The organism is Streptosporangium sp. 'caverna' (genome assembly GCF_003203775.1).
In the GTDB taxonomy this organism is placed as follows: domain Bacteria; phylum Actinomycetota; class Actinomycetes; order Streptosporangiales; family Streptosporangiaceae; genus Streptosporangium; species Streptosporangium subroseum.
In genome coordinates, this window is the sequence record NZ_CP029711.1 from 11,311,265 (window position 1) to 11,333,176 (window position 21,912).

A 21,912-nucleotide genomic window follows, 5' to 3' on the forward strand; every position below is an offset into this window, starting at 1 on the left:
GAAAATGGGTCAGCCCTTCAGACCGCTGGAGAAGCCCTTGATCACATACTTCTGCAGCACCAGGAAGACGACCACGATCGGCAGCGCGCCCAGCACCAGCCCCGCGAAGACCAGGCCGTAGTCGGAGACGTACTGGCCGACGAACGCGAAGACGCTCACCGGGACCGTCTCGAATCCGGAACCGCCGAGGTAGAGCAGCGGGGTGAAGAAGTCGTTCCAGATGAACACGGCGTTGAGGATCAGCACCGTGCCGGTGATCGGCCGCAGCAGCGGGAAGACGACCTTGGTGAAGGCCGTCAGGTGCGAGGCGCCGTCGATCTGGGCGGCGCTCGCGTACTCGCGGGGGAGCGCCCGGATGAAACCGGTGTAGAGGAAGATCGTGAACGGCATCTGGACGCCGGTGTAGAAAATGATCATCCCCGCGTGCGTGCCGATCAGGCCCAGGTCGCTGACCAGCTCGTACAGCGGGATCATGCCGAGCTGGAACGGCAGCACGATGCCGAGCAGGAACAGGATGTACAGCCCGTAACCGAGCCGGGTCGCGGTCCGCGCCAGGAAGTAGGCGGCGAACGAGCCGAGCCCGATCAGCGCGATCAGGCTGGCCACCGTGATCAGTGTGCTGTTCATCAGGGACGGGCCGAGCGCCGCCGCCGACCACGCCTCGGTGAAGTTGGCCGTGGTCGGCGGGTTCGGCAGCGAGAGCGGGGTCTGCGAGATCTGGTCGGGGCTCTTCAGCGACAGGGTGACCAGCGCGTAGACGGGGAAGAGGAACGCCACCGCCACCGCGATCATGACGATTTCCAGCAGGAAGGTCCTGGACCTCACTGGGCGACCTCCCGGGAGCGCAGGTAGTAGATCTGCACGAGCGAAACCGCCGCCACGAACAGGGCGAGCACGAGCGCGATCGCCGTGCTGTAGCCGAACTTGCCGTAGACGAACGCCTGCTTGTACAGGACGGTCGACAGGGTCTCGGTGGCGTAGCCGGGGCCGCCGCTGGTCGCCGCGAACACCTGGTCGAACAGCTTCAGCCCGCCGATCGTGGAGAGCATCAGGTTGATCGTCAAGGCTGGGGCGAGCAGCGGCCAGGTGACGTAGCGGAACCGCTGGAGCGTGCCCGCACCGTCGATCATCGCGGCCTCGTGTAGTTCCTTCGGGACGCCCTCCAGGCCGGCCAGGAAGATGACCATCGAGTAACCGGCGTACTGCCACACGACCATGCCCGCGATCGACCACAGCGCGATCGACGGGTCGCCCAGCCAGTCGATGTCCAGACCGAGCAGGCCGTTCAGGCCCGCGGAGGGGTCCGGGGTGTAGACGTACTTCCACAGGAAGGCGACCATGACCGGGCTGACCACGACGGGTGAGAAGAAGACCACCCGCAGCAGCGCCCTGCTCTTCAGCTTGGCGTGCACGCCGAGCGCCAGCAGCAGCCCCACGCCGTTCTGCACGACCAGGATCGCCACGGTCAGCAGGAGCGTGTTCCCGAGGGAGCCCATGACCTGCTCGTCGCCGAGGATCGCCCGGAAGTTCGCCAGGCCGACGAAGGACTTCCCCTCGCCGATGCCGCTCCAGTCGGTGAAGGCGTAGAAGACGCCCACGATGCTCGGGTAGAGCACGACCCCCGCGTAGACCAGCAGGGCGGGTACGGCGAACCACCAGGAGGGGGAGAACGAGGACGCGCGCCGGGGCCGCCGCGCCCGTACGGCGGGCGGCGTCTCGACCGGCGGCTGGGTGGTCAGGGTCACGGGATCTCCCATCCGCCCGGAACGGCATGCCATCTCGCGCGGCCCGGGTCGGGCGCGCGGCCCGGGCCCGTCACAGAGCCCAGGTTCGGCACGCGGCCCAGGCCGGCCACGCGACTCGGGTCTGTCACGTGGCCCGGACCTGCCACGGGGTGTGGACCGTTCACTTCGCGTACGCCTCGTCCATCTTCTTCAGCGCCTCGTCGATCGTGCTCTTCCCCGACAGCAACTCCTGGACGACCGCGAAGTGGGTCGGCTGCACCTCGGCGTTGGGCCAGCGCTGGTCCATGAACGGCACCGCCCGGTCCTTGGTGAAGGGCAGGAACGACTCCACGGCCGGGTCGATCGTGGAGTTCGCGTCCTGGGTCAGCGGGATCGCGGCGACCGCCTTGGCCCAGATGTTGATGTTCTCCTGCTTGCCGAGGAAGTCGATGAAGGCCTTGGCCTCCTCGGCGTGCTTGCCCTTGGCGCTCGCGCCGAGCCCCACGACGACGCCCGCGGGGATCCACACGGTGGCGGCGTCGTCGGATCCGGGCAGCGGGAACATCGACAGGTCGTCGGGGCTCGTGGCGGCGTCGCGGAAGGCGGGCAGCACCGCCGACACCTGGATCGCCATCGCGGCCTTGCCGGTCGCGACCATCGAGGTCTGCTGCTCGAAGGTGGTGCCGTTGGGCTTGTCGTTGAAGTAGCCGCGCTTCTGCAGCTCCAGATACATCTCCATGGCGTCGCGCCATCCGGACTGGGCGAAGCTGGTCTGCCCGGCGGACTGCTTGTCGTCGAAGGTCGGGTCCTTCGCGTAGACGGTGGAGGGTACGAGGGCGTAGTTGATGAGCTGGGTGACCCACGGGGTCTGCGCGCCCAGCGCGATCGGGACCTTGCCCGCCTTCTTCAGCTTCTCGCAGAGCCCGAGGAACTCGGTCCACGTGGTGGGCGGGGCGTCGATGCCCGCGTCCTGGAAGACCTTCTTGTTGTAGATCGCGCCGATGACCGACGAGCCCGCCGAGTACATGAAGGTCTTGCCGTCCTGCTGGAAGGCCGGCTTGAACCCGGTGGGGATCGTCTGCGTCCAGGCCTGGGCCGACAGGTCCGCGAGCAGCCCGGCCTTGGCGATCTCGGTCATCGACATCGCGCTGCCGCTGCCGGGGTAGACGACGTGCAGGTCGGGGGCGTTGCCCGCGCCGAGCTGGGTGCGCAGCGAGGTCTGCACCTGGTCGGTCGGGGCGTAGGAGGCCGCGATGGACACGCCGGCCTTGGCCTGCTTGTAGGCGGCGAGCAGCGCGTCCATGGGAGCCTTCTGGTCGGCGACGCCCACGAACTTCAGGTCGACCGCCGCGGCGCCGCTCGCGCCGGTGGCGGTGGTGCCGCTCGACTGGGGGTTGGTGGAACACGCGGTGGCTGCGGCTGCCACTGCCAGGCCGCCCATCATGCGGAAGAACTGGGCGCGGCTGATTCTGGCGTCGCGAAGGTCGGTCATGCTTTCTCTCCTCGGACTAGCTCGAAAATGTGGTCCCCCGAGGTCACCCGGCGGATGTCGCCGCCGGGCAGGTGCACCGTCGCCGTGGCGCCGGGTGGGATGTGCGCCTGGAGGCGGAAACCTCTGTCGTCGCTTCGCCAGCTCACCGAGATGAGGCCGCGCGCCGACTCGTAGGAGGCGCGGGCGCCGCTCAGCTCGCCGGGGAGTGGCCGGATCACCAGCTCCCGGTAGGCGACGGAGCCGGGTGCCTGATCGATCCCGGCGACGCCGCTGTAGAGCCACTCGCCGATCGATCCGAACGCGTAATGGTTGAAGGAGTTCATCGAGGCGGCCCCGACTCCGTCCCAGCGCTCCCACACGGTGGTCGCGCCGCGCTGCACCTGGTAGAGCCACGACGGCGGGTCGGTCCTGCGGAGCAGGGCGTGTGCGAGGTCGTCGCGGCCGTGCGCGGACAGCACCGGGCAGAGCAGGTTGACGCCGAGGAAACCGGTCAGCGGGCCGGACTCCTCGACCAGCGCGGCCAGCCGCGCGGCGGCGTCGCGTCCCTGCTCGGGGGTGAGCAGGCCGAACGCGAGCGCCAGCAGGTATCCGGTCTGGGTGTCGCCCTGGACCAGGCCGCCGTCGCCGACGAACTCCGCGGTGAACGCCTCACGGATGCGGGCGGCCAGGGCCCCGAGGCGCTCCGCCTCGCCGTGCCGGCCGCGCACCCGGGCGGCCTCGGCGGTGAGCGCCGCGCTGCGGTGGAAGAACGCGGTGGCCAGCACCTCGCGGGGGGTGGCGGGGCCGGGGGACAGCCAGTCGGCGAAGTGCGGTCCGGTCCGGTGCCGCCAGATCAGGTCGGGGTTGTGCCGCGCGACGAAGTCCACCCACCGGGTCATGGCGTCGACGTCGAGGAATCTCTCGTCGCCGTAGGTCCGGTAGAGGTGCCAGGGAATCAGCGTCCCCGCGTCCGCCCAGCCCGGCGCGCCCTCGTCGGCCACCCCGCTGAGCAGCGGGGCGACATTGGAGAATCCGCCCTCGGGTGACTGGGCGTCGACCACATCCTGCATCCATTTACTGAAAAATCCGGAGACGTCGGCGTTGAAGCAGGCCGTGGGCAGGAACACCTGCGCGTCCGCGAGCCAGCCCAGCCGCTCGTCGCGCTGCGGGCAGTCGGTGGGGACGCTGACGAAGTTGCCGCGCTGGCCCCAGACGATGTTCTCGTACAGCCGGTTGATCTCCGGGTCCGAGCACTCGAACGTGCCGGCCTGCGGGGTGTCGCTGTGCAGGACGACCGCCCGGATGTCGTCGAGCCGGTCGAGTCCGCTCACCTCGGCGTAGCGGAAGCCGTGGTAGGTGAAACGCGGCTCGAACACCTCCTCCGCCCCGCCCGCGGTGATCAGCACGTCGGTCGCGTCGGCGGTGCGCAGGTTCGCGGTGTGCAGGCGGTCGTCGCCGTCGAGCTTCTCGCCGTGCCGTACGGTCACCCGCAGCCCCGGCTCCCGGTTCCGTACGGTGAGCCGCACCCGGCCCGCGATGTTCTGCCCGAAGTCGACCAGGTGCACGCCGGGCCGGACCAGGGTGGAGGAGACCGGGAGCAGCTCGCCGAGGGCGCGCACCGGCTCGTCGCGGGAGGCGACCAGGAGGGAGTGGTCGTCCCCGGTGACCACGGCGGGGCGCCAGGAGGAGTCGTCGAAGCCGGGCAGGTCCCAGCCGGGGGTCTCGGCGCGGGCGTCGTGGCACTCGCCCTTGAGCAGGTCGCCGTAGCGGATCCTGCCGTGGCCGGTGCGCCAGTCCTCGCCGGTGGCGACGACCCGGGTGGAGCCGTCCTCGAAGGTCAGGTGGAGCTCGGCGATGAGCTCGGGGAAGCGGCCGTAGTGGTAGCCGGGCCTGCGGGGGTCGAACCCGGCGAAGCCGCTCCACCAGCCGTCGGCGAGCGTCACGGCCAGCACGTTCTCGCCGTCGAGCAGGAACGGGGTCACGTCGTGGACCTGGTACTGGATCCGCCTGCGGTAGTCGGTCCAGCCCGGGGCGAGCTCGGCGTCGCCGGCGCGGTGGCCGTTGACCCTGGCCTCGTACAGGCCCTTGGCGCTGATGTGGAGCCTGGCGCTCCTCACCGCGGTGCTCGCAAAGCTCGTGCGCAGCTGGGGGCAGGGCAGCAGCCCGTGGTCGCTGAGTGCCTGGTCGCCCTCGGTCGGCGGGTCGACGTGTTCGACGGCGTCGGGGTCGTGCGCGATCCAGGACGCCTGCCAGAGGTCCTGGCCGGTCTCGAACCACGACTCCGCGCTGCCGGCGGTGCCGTCCTGCGCCCAGACCGTGACGCGCCAGCCGTACCTCGTGCGGGGAAGGAGCGGTGGCCCGCCGTAGACCGCGCCGATCGCGGCGGGGTCCTCGACCCGGCCGCTCGACCAGTCACCGGCCTCGCCGTTCGACGGTTCACCGGTCTGCGGGATTTCACTGTCCGACGATTCACCGGCCTCCGAGACCTGGCCGTTCGACGGTTCACCGGTCTCCGGACCGTCGATCCCACCGCTCGGCCGGATGCCCACCCGCAGCTCGTAGGCCACGGGGTCGTCGCCCGCCAGCGCCGATGTGAGCCGCCACGACAGCAGCGGCCGGGGCTCGCCGACGCCGAGCGGCGTCCGGCGGTGCTCGCAGCGCAGTCCGTACGGCGTCAGCCTGGCCGCGACCGTCACCTGTCATCCTCCTGCTATCTCTTTGTTAAATCTAACGACTTATGGTGTGATTTTGTGAACGATGGGTGGAGACTATGAGCCACCAGATCTGAGTGTCAAGAGTGACCGCTGCGGGAATCCGTCGTGGTCGGGGCATGAGAGGGCGCATGGGTTCTGAGAACTTCACAGGTGATCCCGCGTGGGCCGGGATGGACATCGGCACCCAGGGGGTGCGGGTGACCGTCGTCGACGGCCGGGGCACGCCGCTGGCGACGGGGTCCGCCCCGCTGGACAGCCTTCGCGGCGAGGGACGTGGGCACGAGCAGAACCCCGAAGACTGGTGGCGGGCCGCGGTCGCGGCGTGCCGGCAGGCCACGGCGGACCTCGCCCCCGGGCGGATCCGCGCGCTCGCGGTGTGCAGCACCTCCGGCACGATCGTGCTGGCAGACGCCGCGGCCAGGCCCGTCTCGCCCGCCCTCATGTACGACGACGACCGGGGCCGCCCCTACGTGGAGCGGGTGACCGCCGCGGGACGCGAGCTCTGGGACGATCTGAGCGTGCGGATCCAGGCCTCGTGGGCGCTGCCCAAGCTGCTCTGGCTCGCCGAGAACGGCGGGCTGCCCACCGGCGCACGGCTGCTGCACTCGGCCGACTTCGTGACCGCGCGCCTGGCGGGCGAGCTGACCGCGACCGACTCCAGCCACGCGCTGAAGAGCGGCTACGACTCGCTCGGGGAGCGCTGGCCGCTGGAGGTGATGTCCAGGCTGGGCCTGCCCTCCGACCTGTTCGGCCCCGTCGTGCGCCCTGGCAGTCCGATCGGCGAGGTGGGGGCGGAGGCCGCCGCCCTCACCGGTCTCCCCGAGGGGTGCGTGATCGTCGCGGGCATGACCGACGGCTGCGCGGGCCAGATCGCCGCCGGCGCGCTGACGCCCGGCAGCGGTGTGTCCGTGCTGGGCACCACACTGGTGCTGAAGGGCGTGAGCGAGAAGCTCCTGCGCGACCCCAACGGCGCCGTCTACAGCCACCGCCACCCCGACGGCGGCTGGCTGCCCGGAGGCGCGTCGAACGTCGGCGCCGGCGTGCTGGCCTCGGTGTTCCCCGGCCGTGACCTGGCCGCCCTCGATGAGGCCGCCGCACGGTACGAACCCGCGAGGGCCGTCATCTATCCGCTCACCGCCCGCGGTGAGCGCTTCCCCTTCTACCGGCCGGACGCCGAGCAGGTCGTGGTCGGCGAGATCGGGCCGGAGGCCGAGCACTACGCGGCGCTGCTCCAGGGCGTCGCGTACGGGGAGCGGCTGGGGGTGGCCGCCCTCGCCCTGCTCGGCGCCCCCGTCTCCGAGCCCCTCGCGCTGGTCGGCGGAGCCACGCGCAGCCGCTACTGGTGCCAGCTCCGCGCCGACATTCTCGGCATGCCGGTCCAGATCCCCCGCTACCCCGAGGCATCGGTCGGCATGGCCGTGCTCGCCGCCTCGTCCGGGCGCTCGCTCGACGAGACCGCCAGGGAGATGGTGCCCCGCGGCGAGCGGATCGACCCCCGTCCGGACCGCGTGGCACGGTTCGAGCAGAGCTTCCGCCTGCTCGTCGACGCGCTCGTCGAGCGGGACTACCTCACCACCGAACTCGCGGCGGAGGCGGTCGCGCCATGATGATCTTTCTGCCCGCCGGCGCGCTCGCCGAGCGGGAACACCTCACCACCGGACTCGCAGCGAAGGCGGTCGCGTTATGACGATCTTTCTCTCCCGGCACGGCCGTACCGAGTGGAGCGTCCAAAAACGCTACGCGGGCGTCAGCGACATTCCCCTCGACGAGGTGGGGCAGGGCCAGGCCCGGCTGCTCGCGCGATGGGCGCGGGGAGCCGGCTTGACCGGCGTGGTGTCCTCGCCCCTGGCGCGCGCCCGCTACACCGCCGTCGGCGCGGCCGGCGCCGCGAAGCTGCAGCTGCGGACCGACCCTCGCCTGCGCGAACTGGACTTCGGCACCGCCGAGGGACTCCTCCGCGCCGAGATGGACCCCGACGTCGTGCGGCGCTTCGAGGCCGATCCCGTCGCGGACTTCCTGCCCGGCGGGGAGGACCCGGTCAAGGCCGTGGAGCGGGTCACCGAGTGTCTGCGGGAGCTTGGTTCGAGCGGGCGGATCCTCGTGGTCGCGCACAACACGATCCTGCGCCTGGCCCTGTGCGGGCTCCTGGGCATCCCGCTGGCCGACTACCGCAGGCGGTTGCCGGTCATCGAGCACGGCTCGGTGACCGAGCTGGCCTTCGGCCCGGGAGGTCCGGCGCTGCGGCGTTTCAACTCTCCGATCCAATAGCGCTACGATGCGCGATCAACACAGTCTTGGAGCTCGCCAGGTGAATTCGCGTCAGCACACGGCCGGCGGCGCCTCCCGGCGTCAGGCGATGGCCGAGCACGTCATGCGCCAGGGTTCGGCCTCGGTCACCGAACTCGCCGAGGCCTTCGCGGTCAGCGTGATGACGGTCCACCGCGATCTGGACGAGCTCGAACGCCAGGGGATGGTACGGAAGTTCCGGGGCGGGGCCACCGCGCAGGCCTCCAACGTCTTCGAGAGCAACATCGTCTACCGGCTCACCGCCAACCAGGAGGAGAAGGAGGCGATCGCGCGGCACGTCGCACGGCTCGTCGAGCCCGGCAGCTCGGTCATGCTCGACGACTCCACGACCGCCCTCGCGGTGGCCAGGCACCTGGGCGACATCACCCCGCTCACCGTGGTCACGAACTTCCTGGAAGCGATCAAGCTGCTCGCGGCGGCCCCCGGCATCCGGTTGATGGCGCTCGGCGGGGAGTACCACCCCACGCACGACTCCTTCCTCGGCGTCGCCTGCGTGGACGCCGTCGAGGCGATGAGCACCGACGTGGTGATCGTCTCCACCTCCGCGATCTCCGACCGCTACGCCTTCCACCAGGAGCAGGAGATCGTGCTGGTCAAGAGGGCGATGCTCCGCTCCGCGTCCCGCCGCATCCTCGCCATCGACCACTCCAAGCTCGACAGGGTGGCGCTGCACCGGGTGGCCCCGCTCGACGACTTCGACCTCATCGTCGTCGACGCGCGCGCTCCCGCCGACGCCGTCCAGCGCCTGCGCGAGAAGCACCGCAACGTCGAGGTCGCCGAGCTCTAGCCCTGTTCTTCGCACGAGCCGTGTCGCTGCGGGTCCAAGCGCTGCGACCTCTGCCGCCGTGAGTGATCACCGCAGGCCGGACGGGGCGATGTGCGAGGAGCGGGGCCTGGTCGTCACCGAGCACCTGTAGCGTGGAGGCCCCGTCCTTCAGGACGGGAAGGAAGCGCGGAGCGGTCAGTCATGGTGGTCTCCCGGTTTTTGTCGGTGGGGATCGGTAGGTTGCCCGGTGTGTCGCGCTACCGGCCGCAGCCCTCGCCCGCTCAAGAGGCGGCGCTGCTGGAGCACTGCGGACACGCCCGATATGTGTGGAACCTGGCCGTAGAACAACACGCCCACTGGCAGCACGGACGCGCGCCGGCGCCGGGGTTTGCCGAGCGGTGCCGTCAGCTCACCGAGGCGCGCGCCGCCTGCGCGTGGCTGCCGCGACCACAGGAACATCGTGCACTGGGAGTCCTACGACCGGGGCGGCAACTATGCCGCGCACATCGTGCCCGACGTGCTCGTCGACGACCTCCGTACGTTCTACGGCAAACTGCGGTGACCTCCACCGCAACGTTGGCGCCGGCCCTCGGCGGGGTCGGCGCCACCCCTCCCGCCACGATGAATCGGGGGACGCCGGTGAGGAGTCCGTCTCCGCCAGCCCGGGTGAGATAATTAACATTAACTATGTTAGCTTTCACATCATTGCGGTAGCGTTTCAGGTCATGCTGAGAGATGTTGTGAACGTGCTGGTCGCCGGAGATCATTTTGTCCGGCCCTCCGCCGTCGCCGAGGGGCTCCACGCCGAGCTGGGCGAGCGCGTCGCGGTGACGTCCCTGACCGGGCCGTGGCCGATGCGGCCGTTCGGCCCGATCGCCGAGGTGCACGAGGCGTCCGGAGACGAGGACGAGCTGATCGCCGCGCTCCGGGACGTCGAGGTCGCGATCACCCAGATGGCGCCGTTCACCTCTCGGGTCCTGGCGAGCGCCCCCGCGCTGAAGCTCCTCGTGGTCACCCGGGGCGGGCCCGTCAACGTCAACCTCGCCGAGGCCGCCGCGCGGGGGGTGACGGTGTGCTCCACCCCGGGACGCAACGCCCCCGCCGCGGCGGAGCTGGCCGTGGCGCTGACCCTGGGCGTGCTGCGCCGCCTCAGCGAGGTGCACGCCACGATGCGCGACGGGCAGTGGCGCTCCGACCTCTACGCGTACGACGCCTGCGGCGGTGAGCTCGACGGCGCCGAGGTGGGCATCGTCGGCTTCGGCGCCATCGGCCGCCGGGTCGCCGCCGCCTTCCAGGCGCTCGGCGCCCGCGTCCTCGTGACCGACCCGTTCGCCGGTCCGCTGCCGGAGGGCGTGACCCCGGTGGAGCTGCCCGAGCTGCTCGCGCGCTCCCGGGTGGTGAGCCTGCACGCCCGGCTCACCGCCGAGACGCACGGCCTGATCGGCGCCGCCGAGCTGGCCCTGATGCCTCGCGGCGCGGTCCTGGTCAACACCGCGCGGGGCGCGCTCGTGGACACGGACGCGCTGACGGCGGCCCTGGAGTCGGGACACCTGGGAGGGGCCGGCCTGGACGTCTACGAGCCGGAGCCGTTGCCCGCGTCCCACCCGCTGAGGTCCGCGCCGGGCACCCTCCTCGTCCCGCACCTGGCGGGGGCCACCCGGCAGACCGCCGACCGCGCGATCCGGATGGCGGTCGAGGAGGTGGCCCGCTGGTGTCGCGACGAGCCCCTCTCCTACGCGGTCGCCGCCCCGTCCCTCACCGGCTGACCACCCCTTTTCGATTCAGCGGTCCCCTATGAGCAGGAGCTGGAGATGATCGTCGGAGTCGACGCCGGGACGTCCGGAGTCAAGGCGGTGGCGTTCGCGCCGGACGGCGAGGTGGTGGCGGTCGAGTCGCGGTCGCTGGCGCTCTCCCACCCGGGTCCCGGACAGGTCGAGCAGGACGCGGAGACGGTGGTCGCGGCCGTCGAGGACGTCCTCGGGCGGCTCGTGGCCCGGGGCGTCCGGGCGGACGAGGTCCAGGCCGCCGGGCTCACCGGCCAGGGAGACGGGCTCTGGCTGCTCGACGGCGAGGGCAGGCCCGCGGGGCCCGCACTGTCCTGGCTGGACGGCCGCGCCACCCCGCTGGTGGACGGATGGATGCGCGACGGCACGTTCGAGGAGCTGTTCCGGCGCACCGGCAACGCCGCCTTCCCCGGCGCGGGCGCGCCCCTGCTCGCCCACCTCGACCGCACCAGCCCCGAGACGCTGGATCGGGCGACCACCGCCGCCCGCTGCAAGGACATGATCATGCAGCGGTTCACCGGCGTGCGCGCCACGGACCTGTCCGACGCCTCCAACCTGTTCACCGATCCGCGAACGAGGATCCGCGACGTCGATCTTCTCCGCCTGTGCGGTCTGGAGCATCGTCAGGGGCTGCTCCCGCCCGTCTCCGCCGAGCTCCCGGCCGGGGAGATCCTAGGGGGCGCCTTCAGGGGCGTCCCCCTCTCCGCGGGGCCGTACGACCTGCCCGCCTGCGCCGCGGGGGCGGGCGTCACCCGGCCCGGCGACGGCCTGCTGATCATCGGGACCACGCTCGCCTGCGAGGTCATCACCGACCGCCTCGACCTGGGCGGAGAGCCCGCCGGCCAGACCCTCTGCCTGCCGGACGGCTGGCTGCGCGCGATGCCCGCCATGACCGGTACGGCGGCGCTCGACTGGTTGCTCGGCCTGGTCGGGGTCAGGCACGACGAGCTCGGCGCGCTCCTCGGGCAGAGCCCGCCCGGGGCGCGGGGCGTGCGCTTCCTGCCGTACCTCTCCCCGTCGGGAGAGCGCGCGCCGTTCGTCGAGCCGAATGCGAGGGGCCGGCTCGACGGACTGGAGCTGGCCGTGACCAGGGCGGACGTCGTCCGTGCCGGATGTGAGGGGCTGGCCTTCGCGGCGAGGCACTGTTTCGAGGCGGCGGGGCTGACCGGGGAGGTGGCCGTCTGCGGTGGCGGCACCGGTTCGGAGGCCTGGCTGCAGATCTTCGCGGACGTGCTGGGGCGCCCGCTCCGGCTGGCCCGGGGACCCGAGGTGGGCGCCATGGGCGCGGCGTTGACGGCGGCCCGCCGGTTCGGGCTTACCGTGGACGAAGCCACCTGGACGGCGGGAACGCGCTGGTACGAACCCCGTCACGACATGGAGGAGCCCTACCGGCGTTATCTCGACGACGTGCGGGGCCTGAGAAGTTCACTGTGAAATATAAAGTCAGACCTTGTTAAGAACACATTTCGATTGCTAAAAATGCGAGCCGATCTTCTTCTTCCCCCATCTTTCCGGGAGAACCATGAACGACGATCGGCGGCTCGCTCGCATGCTCAGCGATCCCTCCCGCCGCACCTTCCTCGGTCTCACCGGCGCCGCGATGGCGCTGGCCTTCACCACCAACCTCGCCGACCCCTGGACCGCACGATCCGGGGGCGGGGACGGCTATCCCTTCCAGCTCGGCGTCGCCTCGGGTGATCCGCTGCCCGACAGCGTGATCCTCTGGACCCGGCTCGCCGTGCGGCCGCTCGAACCCCTGGGCGGCATGCCGTACGGGCGGATCAAGGTCGACTGGGAGATCTCCGAGGACCCGGGGTTCGCCCGGCGGGCCACGTACGGCAGCACGTGGGCCGCTCCCGAGTACGGCCACTCGGTCCACGTGGACGTGCGGGGGCTCAGGCCGTGCCGGGAATACTTCTACCGCTTCCGTGCCTGCGGCGAGATCAGCCCGGTCGGCAGGACCAAGACCGCGCCGGCGGTCCGCAGCAGTCCCGAGCGACTCCTGATGGCGTTCGCCTCGTGCGCCTCGTGGCCGGACGGGTTCTACACCGCCTACCGCCACCTCGCGAACGAGAACGCCGATGTGATCCTCCACCTGGGGGACTACATCTACGAGTACGGGATCGCCGCGAGCGGCGGGACGCGGAACACCCCGGTGCCCGACCAGCTCCGGGTGCAGTGCGACACCCTCGACCGCTACCGGATCCAGTACGGCCTCTACAAGAGCGACCCCGACCTGCAGGCCGCCCACCAGTCCGCCCCGTGGATCGTCACCTGGGACGACCACGAGGTGCTCGACAACTGGGCCGGATTCGCGGGCCCCGGCGGGGAGGTCACGCCCGAGGACTTCCTCGTCATCCGGGCGAACGGCTTCCGGGCCTACTGGGAGAACCTGCCGATGCGGCTGCCTCGGCCCGTGGACGGTCCGGACGCCCGGATCTACCGCCGATTCACGTTCGGCGACCTCGCGGAGTTCAACGTCCTCGACACCCGGCAGTACCGCGACGACCAGGCGTGCGGCGACGGCCCGCGCCACGACTGCGCGGAGAGGCTCGAGCCCGCCCGCACGATGCTGGGCGCCGAGCAGGAGAAGTGGCTGCTCGACGGTCTCGACGTCACGGGCGCCCGATGGAACGTCCTCGCCCAGCAGATCGCCATGTGCCAGCTGGACGACGACCCCGCCCCCGTCGAGAGACTCAGCATGGACATGTGGGACGGCTACCGGGCCGCCAAGGAACGAGTGATCAACGGCATGGCCGAGCGGCGGGTGAGCAACCCGGTGGTGCTCACCGGCGACTTCCACAACAACGTCGCCGGGGAGCTCAAGGCGAACTTCGACGATCCGGCCTCGCCGACCGTCGGCGTCGAGTTCATCGGCACCTCGATCAGCAGCGGAGGCAACGGCAGCGCCGCGATCGGCCTGCCCGCCGGCGGCTCCGACCCGGTCAACCCGCACATCAGGTTCTCCAGCTACCAGCGCGGCTACGTCGCCTGCGACATCACGAGGGCCCGGTGGCAGGCCGACTTCAAGGTGGTCCCCTACGTCGACAGGGTCGGTGCCCCGGTGTCGACCAGAGGCAGCCTCGTGGCACTGAACGGTCTCCCCGGCCTGCAGGTTCTCTGAAGGGAGCAACGAACATGCGCCGTCCACGTGTCACCGCCGCGCTCGCCGTCGCCGTCGCGGCCGCCCTCGCCGGCCCCGCCGCCGACGCCGCCGTGGCACCCGGGCTCGCGGCACCCGGATCCGTCGCCGCCGTGACGTCCGGATCAGGGACGTCCGGATCAGGGACGTCCGGAACGGGGATATCTGGATCGGGTATGTCCGGGTCAGGGATGTCTGGAACGGGGGCATCTGGATCGGGTATGTCCGGGTCAGGGACGTCCGGAACGGGGGCATCTGGAATGGGGGCGTCCGGCCAGGGAGGGCCCGGACCGGAGACGTCAGGACCGTGGGCATCCGGCCGGGGGCTCGCCGTACAGTCGTCGAAGCCCGTGGTCGGCGCCCCCGCGCAGGACCCCGGCATCCGGGTCAGGCGTGGCATCTCGAAGGGGACGGGCAGGCTGACCCCGATCTCCAGGGCCGGCCGGCTGGTCGCACCGCTCGGCGTCGACGCTGCCTGCCCGGCCAAGCTGGAGATCGGCATGCGCAGCGACGCGAGGGAACCCCTCTACGCGGACATGTTCGTCGAGATCGACCGGCCGCTCGTCGCCTCGCGCCCCATGCTGTCGAGCTACCTGCCGCCGGGCTACGAACTCGGCGCGAAGCTGCTGGTCGGCGTCCCACCGGCGACCCCCGTGGGTGAGTACGGCCTGCGCCTGAAGGCCGGAGAGGAGGAGCTGACCGTGCCGATCTCCGTTGTCGACGTCGGCGAGCTGGACAACGGAGGCAACCTGGCGCTCCACCGGCCGGTCACGGCGTCGTCGCAGCACACCGGCGCCAACTATCCGCTGTGCAGCGTGGTCGACGGCGACCGCGACTCCAGCGGCTGGGCGGGTGGGAACGGCTGGAACGACGCCACCTCCCGGGTCTGGCCGGACACGCTCGACATCGCGCTCGGCGGGCCCCGGCGGCTCTCCCGGGTCGATTTGTACACCCTGGACACCGAGCGCTACCCGGCGGCCTGGCTGGGGCTGCGCGACTGGGACGTGCGGGTCAGGGAGGACGGCCGGTGGCGTACGGTCGCCCAGGTCCGCGGCAACACCGCCGGGACGGTCAGGTCGGACTTCGCCCCCGTCACCGCCGACGCCGTCCGCATCTCCACGCTGGCCTCGAACGGCCCCGACAACTACAGCAGGATCATCGAGGTCGAGGCCTACTCCTAGGCTTGCGTCAGGCTTCCAGGTCCGTGTCAAGGCTTCGAGGACCGCGTCAACGTCCGCTGCGGTGGCCGATCAGGGGTGATCTTCCGGTGCCGGCCGGCGGCGGTCAGCGCCTTTCCGCGTCGGCGCGGGCTCCGGCGGTTCGCAGAGCGGCGATGGTGGCGCCGAGCCGTTCGAGCTCCTGCCTGGGCAGCGCCGCGCCGAGCCGGATGTCGAGCTCGCCGTCGACCACGACGGTGGCCTCCGCGAGCAGGGATTCGCCGGCGGGCGTGAGCTCGACGATCGATGAGCGCCGGTCGTCGGGGTTGGGCCGGCGTACGCAGTGCCCGGTCGCCTCGACGCGGTCGACTCCCTTGCTGGCGGCCCCGACGGTGATCGACAGCTCGTGTGCGATGTCGTACACCCGGCACGACTCGATGCGGGCGATCGCCTGCATCACGTCGAACTTGCCCAGCGGGAGGTCGAACTCGGTGCGCAACCGCTGGTCGACCGCGTCCCACAGCTCGGTCTCCAGTCGCACCAGGTCGATGAAGAGTTGCCTGACGTTCATCACACCGCACTTAGATTCCATGGAATTAAATTCCTGGGCAACATGTTGAGGCCGGTAGCACCACCCCCATGAGTCAAAGTAGCGGGTCCCGTCAGGGACCGAACGGAGGACGATCATGAGCAAGGAACAGCGCGACGCCCTCGACCAGATGATTCGGCAGCCGTCCCAGGCCTCTGACCTGGCGGAGCAGCGGGTCGGCTTCGACCGGTTGATGCGATCGACGCCACTGGCCGACGACGTCAAGACAACGCACTCGACGCTCGGCGGCGTACCCGTGGTCAACGTCGACCTGATCGGCGTCGACGCGGAGGATGTCATCCTCTACCTCCACGGCGGCGCCTACGTCATGGGCAGCGCCGAGAGCTTCGCGGGGCTGGCGTCCGGGCTCGGCCGGCGGGCCGGCAGCCGGGTCGTCAACGTCGACTACCGGCTGGCCCCGGAGAACCCGTACCCCGCCGCGGTCGAGGACGCGGTGGCCGCGTACCGGGGGTTGCTGGACAGCGGTGTCCCCGCCTCCCGGATCGGGATCGCCGGCGACTCCGCGGGCGGCGGCCTGGCCCTGGCTACCCTGGTGAAGCTGAAGAGCGAGGGGCTTCCGCAGCCGTCCTCGGCCGTCCTGCTCTCCCCGTGGACCGACCTGACCCTGTCCGGGGCGAGCATGACCTCCAAGGCCGCCGCCGAGCCCGTGCTCAGCCAGGAGGGCCTGCGGGGCCGGGCCGCCGACTACGTCGGCGCGGGTGACACGACGGATCCGCTGGTCAGCCCCGTCTTCGCGGACCTGACCGGCCTGCCGCCGCTGCTGATCCAGGTCGGGTCGAACGAGATCCTGCTGGACGACGCGACCCGGCTCGCCACCGCGGCCGCCGCCGCCGATGTCGCGGTGACGCTGGAGGTGACGCCGGAGGTGCCGCACGTCTTCCAGATATTCGCGGCGATCCTCGAAGAGGGAGACGCCGCGCTGACCAGGGCGGGCGCCTTCCTCCGCGCTCATTTCGACGCCTAGGCCCGTAGCGGAGTCCGCGGTGACGGCCGCTCCGGGGTGATCTTCGGATGGCGCGTCGGTAGCCGGCGCAAGCCGGGGTCGAAGGACGGCGGGCCCCCGGCCTTCGACCCCGGACGGCACAGGCGACGCCATGCCGTGGAGCGCGGCGTCAACCGGCTCGAACGCGACCGTGCGGCGGCGACCGGGTTCGGCGAACTCGCCGTGCGGTGACGACCAGGTTTGACAAACTCGCCGTGCACGACGGAGCCACGGTTCACATCGCCGTACACGACGGAGCCACGGTTCACATCGCCGTGCACGACGCAGCCACGGTTCACATCGCCGTGCACGACGCAGCCACGGTTCACATCGCCGTGATCAATAAATGACCGTGATCGTTTTTAATAAGGGCCCTGGCGGCCCCGCGCACGACGTTGATCGAATTTCCCGCGATGGAGAGTGATACCCCCCCGTACAGGGGGTCGATCGGGTTTCCCGCGATGGGGAGTGGCATCCGTCCTTGTGCGCGAGGTTGACCGGTTCTCGCGATGGAGAGCGACATTCGCCCCGCACGCGACGTTGATCATATTTTCCGCGACGGAGGACGACATCCGTCCCCGAAACGTCCCGGTTAAAGTCTGGAGACATCCTATTAACCCGAATCGGGTTATATGTTCCGAAGCTCCCCTTGAAAGCCGTCCCACGGAAACATGACGGCCGCCGGTGTGCCCAAGCCGGGCGCGCCGGCGGCCGTTCGGGGCGGACCCCTACAAGATTTCTACGGTTTTCTTACAAGGGTGAAGCGGCATTATGGTCGTGCCGACCATCGGATGTCCCGAAGGCGGCATTCGTGACGACAGTGGAGAACGCCGATAAGCATGTCCGACTTCTCCTCGACCCACAGCATGGGCGATCTTCATATTCCTGACGTCGACGGAAGCCCTGGGCCACAGAGGAGCGGGAGCCGAACGGGGGCGGGGCTCCGGTTCACGCTGCTCGGCCCGGTGCGTGCGTGGCTCGACGGCGCCGAGCTGAACCTGGGCTCGCCGCAGCAGCGCGCGACGCTCGCGATCCTGCTGCTGCACGAGGGCACGCAGGTGACGCTGGAGGAGCTCATCGACACGATCTGGGGCGACGACCCGCCGCGTTCCGCGGTCAGCACCCTGCGCACGTACATCTCCCGGCTGCGCCGCGTGCTCCATCCGGTCGCGATCCACTCGACGTGGGGCGGTTACACGCTGCGGACAGAGCCGGGAGAGCTGGACCTGACGCTTTTCCGGGAGCGGGTCGCGCGGGCGCGGACGGCTCGTCACAACGGCGAACCCGCCGCCGCCGCGGTGCTGCTGCGGGACGCGCTGGCTCTCTGGGAGGGCCGGCCGCTCGCCGGCGTCCCCGGCGCGTACGCGGACGCCCGGCGCATGCGGCTGGTCGAGCTCAGGCTGGACGCCACCGAGGAACGGCTCGACATCGACCTGGAGCTGGGCCGGGACATCGAGTCGATCACGGAGCTTTCCGCCATGGTCGCCGAGCACCCGTTGCGTGAGCGGCCGCGTGAGCTGCTGATGCTGGCCCTGTACAGATCGGGACGGCAGGCCGACGCGCTCGCCCTGTTCCGGCAGGGCCGGCGCCTGCTGGTCGGGGAACTCGGCATCGACCCCGGGCCGGGCCTGCAGCGGATGCACCGGCGCATTCTCGACGCGGACCCGCTGCTGCTCGGTCCGTCAGGGCACCGGCCCCCGCCGGCGCCACCCCGGTGGACACCCGCCCAGCTGCCGCCCGACCTTCCCGACTTCAGCGGGAGGGCCGTGGCGCTGCAAGAGCTGAGCGACGCTCTGACCAGGCCGGACGAGGTGCCCGTCGTGGGCGTCATCGGGCTGGGCGGGGTCGGCAAGACCGCCCTGGCGATCCACGCCGCCCATGCCGTACGGCAGGCGTTCCCCGACGGCCAGGTCTACGCCGACCTCGAGGCGATGGGCGAGCCGTCCGATCCGTCCACCGTGCTCGCGGTCTTCCTGCGCGCCTACGGGGTCCTCAAGGAGGAGATGCCCGACACGTTGTACGAGCGGGCGACCCTGTGGCGCACCATCCTCGCGGGACGCCGCGTTCTCATCGTCCTGGACAACGTGCGCGACAGCGCCCAGATCCGCGAGTCGCTGCCGGCCACACCCGGATGCGCCGTCGTCATCACCGGCCGGCAGGCGATGCTGGACCTTCCCGGCGTGCGCTGGCACACGCTCGGCTCCTTTTCGCCGGACGAGGCGCTGGCGCTGCTCGAACGCGTCGCCGGTGCCGACCGGGTGCGGGCCGAGCCGCAGGCCGCCCGGAGACTGGTCGCCGCGTGCTTCTTCATGCCGCTGCCGATACGGCTGGCCGGTGCCCGGCTGACGACCCGGCCCGGCTGGACCGTGGCGGCGGCCGAACGTCACCTGCGTGACGAGATGCGCCGGCTGACCGGCAGGCACACGGACTGCCCGGCGGCCGAGGCGCCGCTCGCCCTCGGGTACAGGCAGTTGGACGAGGCACAGGCTCGCGCGTTCCGGCTCGTCGCGCTGGCCGAAGGCCCCGACGTCTCGGTCTCCGCCGCGGCGGCGATCCTCGACCTGCCCGTGGAACAGGCGAGGAGTCTGCTGGAGTCGCTCGTGGACGTCCATCTCATGGAGGTGTGCGGTTCCGGCCGATACTCCTACCACGACGTGGTCAAACCCTACGCTCGGCGCCGCGCCATGCTCGACGACGGTCCCGCGGCGTGCCAGGCGGCCATCAGCAGACTGATCGACTTTCACATGCGAGCCGCGGATCTCTCTCGCGGCGCCGGTCTGCCCGGTCTTGACGGCGAGCACACCGACCCGCTGGCGGATCTCCTGCTGCTGTCGCACGCCATAGGGCGCTGACGTGCCGTGGTTCCCTGACGGTGCGGAGGGCGGGTCACTGGGGAAGTGAGCGGGACGGTGCCGGGGGACCTCGGCGGTGCGGGGAAGACGATCGCGCTGACGTGCCGTACCTCCTGGAAGGACGCCGGAGAGAAGGTCAGGAAGGCAGCCCGGCCATCCAGCCGAGCACCAGCGCGTTGAACGTCGACGGTCTCTCCTGCTGCAGCCAGTGACCGGTGTCCCAGACCACCGCCAGGCTGTACGGGTGGACGCTCGCCACCGACTCGTCCCAGCCGACGTCGATGCCCTTGATGTTCAGGACCGTCTGCGTGGAGACGGTCAGGACGGGGCAGGCGCGGCGGCGCAGGTACTCCTCACCGGCCGGGCGCCGGGTCACGTCGGCCGAGGCCTCGAACATGCCGATGAACACCTCGGCGACGACCTCCGGGGACATGCCGAGTGTCCGGCGACGGTGCCAGGTCGGCAGCCACTCGGTCGCCGGCAGGGGTTCCGTGCTCTCCACGCTCGACAGGAGCGCGGTGGCGACGGCGATCGGGTCCGGGCCGCGGAACGCGTCGGCGGCTCCCGCGGCGAATTCCGCGTCGAAGCCGTAGCCCGGATCCAGCGCGACGACGGCACGGACGAGGTCGGGCCGCTCGACCGCGAGCACCGAGGCGACGGTGCCGCCCAGCGAGTGGCCCACCGCGACGACCGGCCCCGCGCCGATCCGGTCGAGCAGCAGCGCCAGGTCCTCGGCAAGGGCCTTCGGGGTGTGATCTCCCGGGATCTCCGAGGACCGGCCATGGCCGCGGAGGTCCGGAGCGATCACCCGGTGATCGGCGGCGAAGGGGTCGATCTGCCAGGACCAGTCGTGTGAGTCGCAGGTCGCGCCGTGCAGGAGAAGCACGGCCTGATCGCCCGCACCATCGTCGGTATAGAACAGACGATGGTCGCCGATATTGATATAGGTCATGGTTGCCCCCCGATTTTCGGGTGTCTCGGCCCCGATTTTCAGGTGTATCGGCATTGAATGAGGATTATGCGCCGGTGCGATGCGTCCGATTTCCCCGGAACGCTGTTCGCCGTCTTATGCCTCCGCGAATGTCATGGACGAGGATTTGCTGTGTACGAGATAATCCATGAAAGGCGCGAGTGGTGCGAGAGACGGCGAGAAAAGGCCAGAATTCGCAATGCTGGATTACTTCCCGGACAGCATGACCATCCGGTCGTCCGGCGCAAGCGCGAGCGGGGCCGACTTGTCAGAATTGAGCGTAACACCGTGCCGCGGAGGCCTGCCGGAGCGCCCGGCCGGCGGTCGAGGCCGTCTCGCCCTGGCGGCGGGAGGCTTCGACCACCGGCGGCGGCCGGAAACACGGTCATCACCCGGTCGTGGCCGGCTGCTCCTCGGCGGTCTCGTCCTCGGCGAGATCGCCGCACTTGAAGCCCTGCTCCCGCTCGGGGTCGAGCTGGATCGACCCGAGGTTGGTGGTCTCCATCGGACGCCGGAAGGTCTCAAGCTTGTCGCAGTCGTAGAAGATGTAGGTGCCGTCGCTCTCCCCGAGCAGCATCATCCATCGGCCGTCGTAGAGCGGCTTGTCGTCCTCGGCGTTCTTGATGATGGTCCACTGGTCCTGGAAGCCGACGTAGCTGAGGAACTCGTTGGCCTGCCCGGTGTCTTGCACCTCGACCGCCCCGAAGACCATCTGGATGATCAGCACGAAACCGAGGCCGAGGCCGGTGAGGGCGCCGACGACCACCTTCATCCCCGCGCGGCCGACGGGCCTGCCGCGCAGCAGCCGGAACGGCACCAGGAACGTCAGCACGCCCAGCCCGACGGCGCCGACGACCATGGGGGCGATGTTCTGGATATCGCCGTACAGGTAGAACAGGGCCCAGTAGGCCGCGCCGCACCACAGCGCGCTGATCAGGGCGACGATCCAGGGCCGCTCCCGGAGGACTCCCACGAGCCTGCCGGCCGCACCGCGGGTCAGCTTGTTGACCAGCCAGCTCACTCCGACGATGAGGCCGAGGAGCGGGATGGCGACCATCAGGGCGAGGACCAGCGTTCCCATCAGCCGGCCGAGCAGGACGGACTGATCGATTCCCGCCTGCTGCGGGGTGATGCCGAATACCGAATACATGCCTTCGACGCCGAGGTAGAGCACGGCGTAAAGCGCGACACCGATCGGAACGACGACGGAGCCGATGCGCTCGATCAATGCCAGGACGCCACTATCGTGACCTCCCTGCTCCTGCGGGGTGTCATCCGATGACACGGGCGGAGCATGATTCTCTGACCCGGGGGGAGTGTAATTCGGTAGCACGGGGGGAATATCACTCGGTTGGGTCGACGTATGTTGACTTGTCACGATGTGCGATCGTAAACCATGCCCGTCGACACGAGATTGACGAAACATAAACGTG

At 70.5% G+C, this 21,912-nt stretch carries 17 protein-coding genes and 1 pseudogene; 11 read left to right on the plus strand and 7 right to left on the minus strand.

The features are described 5' to 3' along the window. Positions 1 to 9: 9 nt before the first annotated feature. The 4 genes from DKM19_RS49050 to DKM19_RS49065 form a co-directional block, all read right to left on the minus strand. The gene (locus DKM19_RS49050; protein ID WP_204358590.1) at positions 10 to 825 is read right to left on the minus strand and encodes a carbohydrate ABC transporter permease; all 816 of its coding nucleotides are present in this window, start codon (positions 823 to 825) and stop codon (positions 10 to 12) included. After that, positions 822 to 1,745, minus strand: coding sequence for a carbohydrate ABC transporter permease (locus DKM19_RS49055; protein ID WP_110706536.1), 924 nt, complete (start codon positions 1,743 to 1,745; stop codon positions 822 to 824). The genes DKM19_RS49050 and DKM19_RS49055 overlap by 4 nt, the downstream gene beginning before the upstream one ends. Before the next feature lie 160 nt (positions 1,746 to 1,905). Further along, on the minus strand, positions 1,906 to 3,216 hold the full coding sequence (locus tag DKM19_RS49060) for an extracellular solute-binding protein (RefSeq protein WP_110705368.1): 1,311 nt from the start codon (positions 3,214 to 3,216) through the stop codon (positions 1,906 to 1,908). Then, entirely contained in the window at positions 3,213 to 5,891 is a 2,679-nt protein-coding gene (locus tag DKM19_RS49065) for an alpha-L-rhamnosidase (protein WP_110705369.1), read from the minus strand. The genes DKM19_RS49060 and DKM19_RS49065 overlap by 4 nt, the downstream gene beginning before the upstream one ends. A gap of 146 nt (positions 5,892 to 6,037) precedes the next feature. Here DKM19_RS49065 and DKM19_RS49070 point away from each other — a divergent pair, with 146 nt between their 5' ends. The 8 genes and pseudogenes from DKM19_RS49070 to DKM19_RS49110 all read left to right on the plus strand — a co-directional run bounded on the left by DKM19_RS49070 (position 6,038) and on the right by DKM19_RS49110 (position 15,089). After that, the gene (locus DKM19_RS49070) at positions 6,038 to 7,516 is read left to right on the plus strand and encodes an FGGY-family carbohydrate kinase (RefSeq protein ID WP_110705370.1); all 1,479 of its coding nucleotides are present in this window, start codon (positions 6,038 to 6,040) and stop codon (positions 7,514 to 7,516) included. 76 nt (positions 7,517 to 7,592) lie between these two features. Next, positions 7,593 to 8,177: a histidine phosphatase family protein gene (locus DKM19_RS49075; protein WP_110705371.1), complete on the plus strand. Its 585-nt coding sequence runs from the start codon at positions 7,593 to 7,595 to the stop codon at positions 8,175 to 8,177. A 40-nt stretch (positions 8,178 to 8,217) separates the two neighbouring features. Continuing rightward, positions 8,218 to 9,003, plus strand: a complete 786-nt coding sequence (locus DKM19_RS49080) for a DeoR/GlpR family DNA-binding transcription regulator (RefSeq protein WP_110705372.1) — start codon at positions 8,218 to 8,220, stop codon at positions 9,001 to 9,003. Between the two features lie 180 nt (positions 9,004 to 9,183). Then, positions 9,184 to 9,327, plus strand: a pseudogene (locus DKM19_RS53220) (helix-turn-helix domain-containing protein); the annotation flags it as partial. Between the two features lie 380 nt (positions 9,328 to 9,707). Then, the gene (locus DKM19_RS49090) at positions 9,708 to 10,748 is read left to right on the plus strand and encodes a 2-hydroxyacid dehydrogenase (RefSeq protein ID WP_110705373.1); all 1,041 of its coding nucleotides are present in this window, start codon (positions 9,708 to 9,710) and stop codon (positions 10,746 to 10,748) included. 45 nt (positions 10,749 to 10,793) lie between these two features. Beyond that, positions 10,794 to 12,200 (plus strand): FGGY-family carbohydrate kinase, encoded by a 1,407-nt coding sequence (locus DKM19_RS49095; RefSeq protein ID WP_110705374.1) that lies wholly within the window; start codon positions 10,794 to 10,796, stop codon positions 12,198 to 12,200. A gap of 88 nt (positions 12,201 to 12,288) precedes the next feature. After that, positions 12,289 to 13,890, plus strand: a complete 1,602-nt coding sequence (locus tag DKM19_RS49100) for an alkaline phosphatase (protein ID WP_110705375.1) — start codon at positions 12,289 to 12,291, stop codon at positions 13,888 to 13,890. A gap of 368 nt (positions 13,891 to 14,258) precedes the next feature. Further along, positions 14,259 to 15,089: a discoidin domain-containing protein gene (locus DKM19_RS49110; RefSeq protein ID WP_162642388.1), complete on the plus strand. Its 831-nt coding sequence runs from the start codon at positions 14,259 to 14,261 to the stop codon at positions 15,087 to 15,089. 103 nt (positions 15,090 to 15,192) lie between these two features. Here DKM19_RS49110 and DKM19_RS49115 read toward each other — a convergent pair whose 3' ends face one another. Further along, positions 15,193 to 15,636 (minus strand): MarR family winged helix-turn-helix transcriptional regulator, encoded by a 444-nt coding sequence (locus DKM19_RS49115; protein WP_110705377.1) that lies wholly within the window; start codon positions 15,634 to 15,636, stop codon positions 15,193 to 15,195. Between the two features lie 115 nt (positions 15,637 to 15,751). Between DKM19_RS49115 and DKM19_RS49120 the strand changes: the two genes are divergently transcribed. The 3 genes from DKM19_RS49120 (at position 15,752) to DKM19_RS49125 (ending at position 19,509) form a co-directional block, all read left to right on the plus strand. Then, positions 15,752 to 16,639, plus strand: a complete 888-nt coding sequence (locus DKM19_RS49120; protein WP_110705378.1) for an alpha/beta hydrolase — start codon at positions 15,752 to 15,754, stop codon at positions 16,637 to 16,639. A 36-nt stretch (positions 16,640 to 16,675) separates the two neighbouring features. Then, positions 16,676 to 16,849 (plus strand): hypothetical protein, encoded by a 174-nt coding sequence (locus tag DKM19_RS50460; protein WP_162642390.1) that lies wholly within the window; start codon positions 16,676 to 16,678, stop codon positions 16,847 to 16,849. A gap of 773 nt (positions 16,850 to 17,622) precedes the next feature. Next, a complete protein-coding gene (locus DKM19_RS49125) occupies positions 17,623 to 19,509 on the plus strand; it encodes a BTAD domain-containing putative transcriptional regulator (protein WP_162642392.1) in 1,887 nt (628 codons plus the stop codon). Positions 19,510 to 19,645: 136 nt separating this feature from the next. Here the strand turns inward: DKM19_RS49125 and DKM19_RS49130 are convergent, their stop codons facing one another. Then, a complete protein-coding gene (locus tag DKM19_RS49130; protein WP_162642395.1) occupies positions 19,646 to 20,461 on the minus strand; it encodes an alpha/beta fold hydrolase in 816 nt (271 codons plus the stop codon). A 406-nt stretch (positions 20,462 to 20,867) separates the two neighbouring features. Further along, on the minus strand, positions 20,868 to 21,764 hold the full coding sequence (locus DKM19_RS49135) for a hypothetical protein (protein ID WP_204358592.1): 897 nt from the start codon (positions 21,762 to 21,764) through the stop codon (positions 20,868 to 20,870). Positions 21,765 to 21,912: the final 148 nt, after the last annotated feature.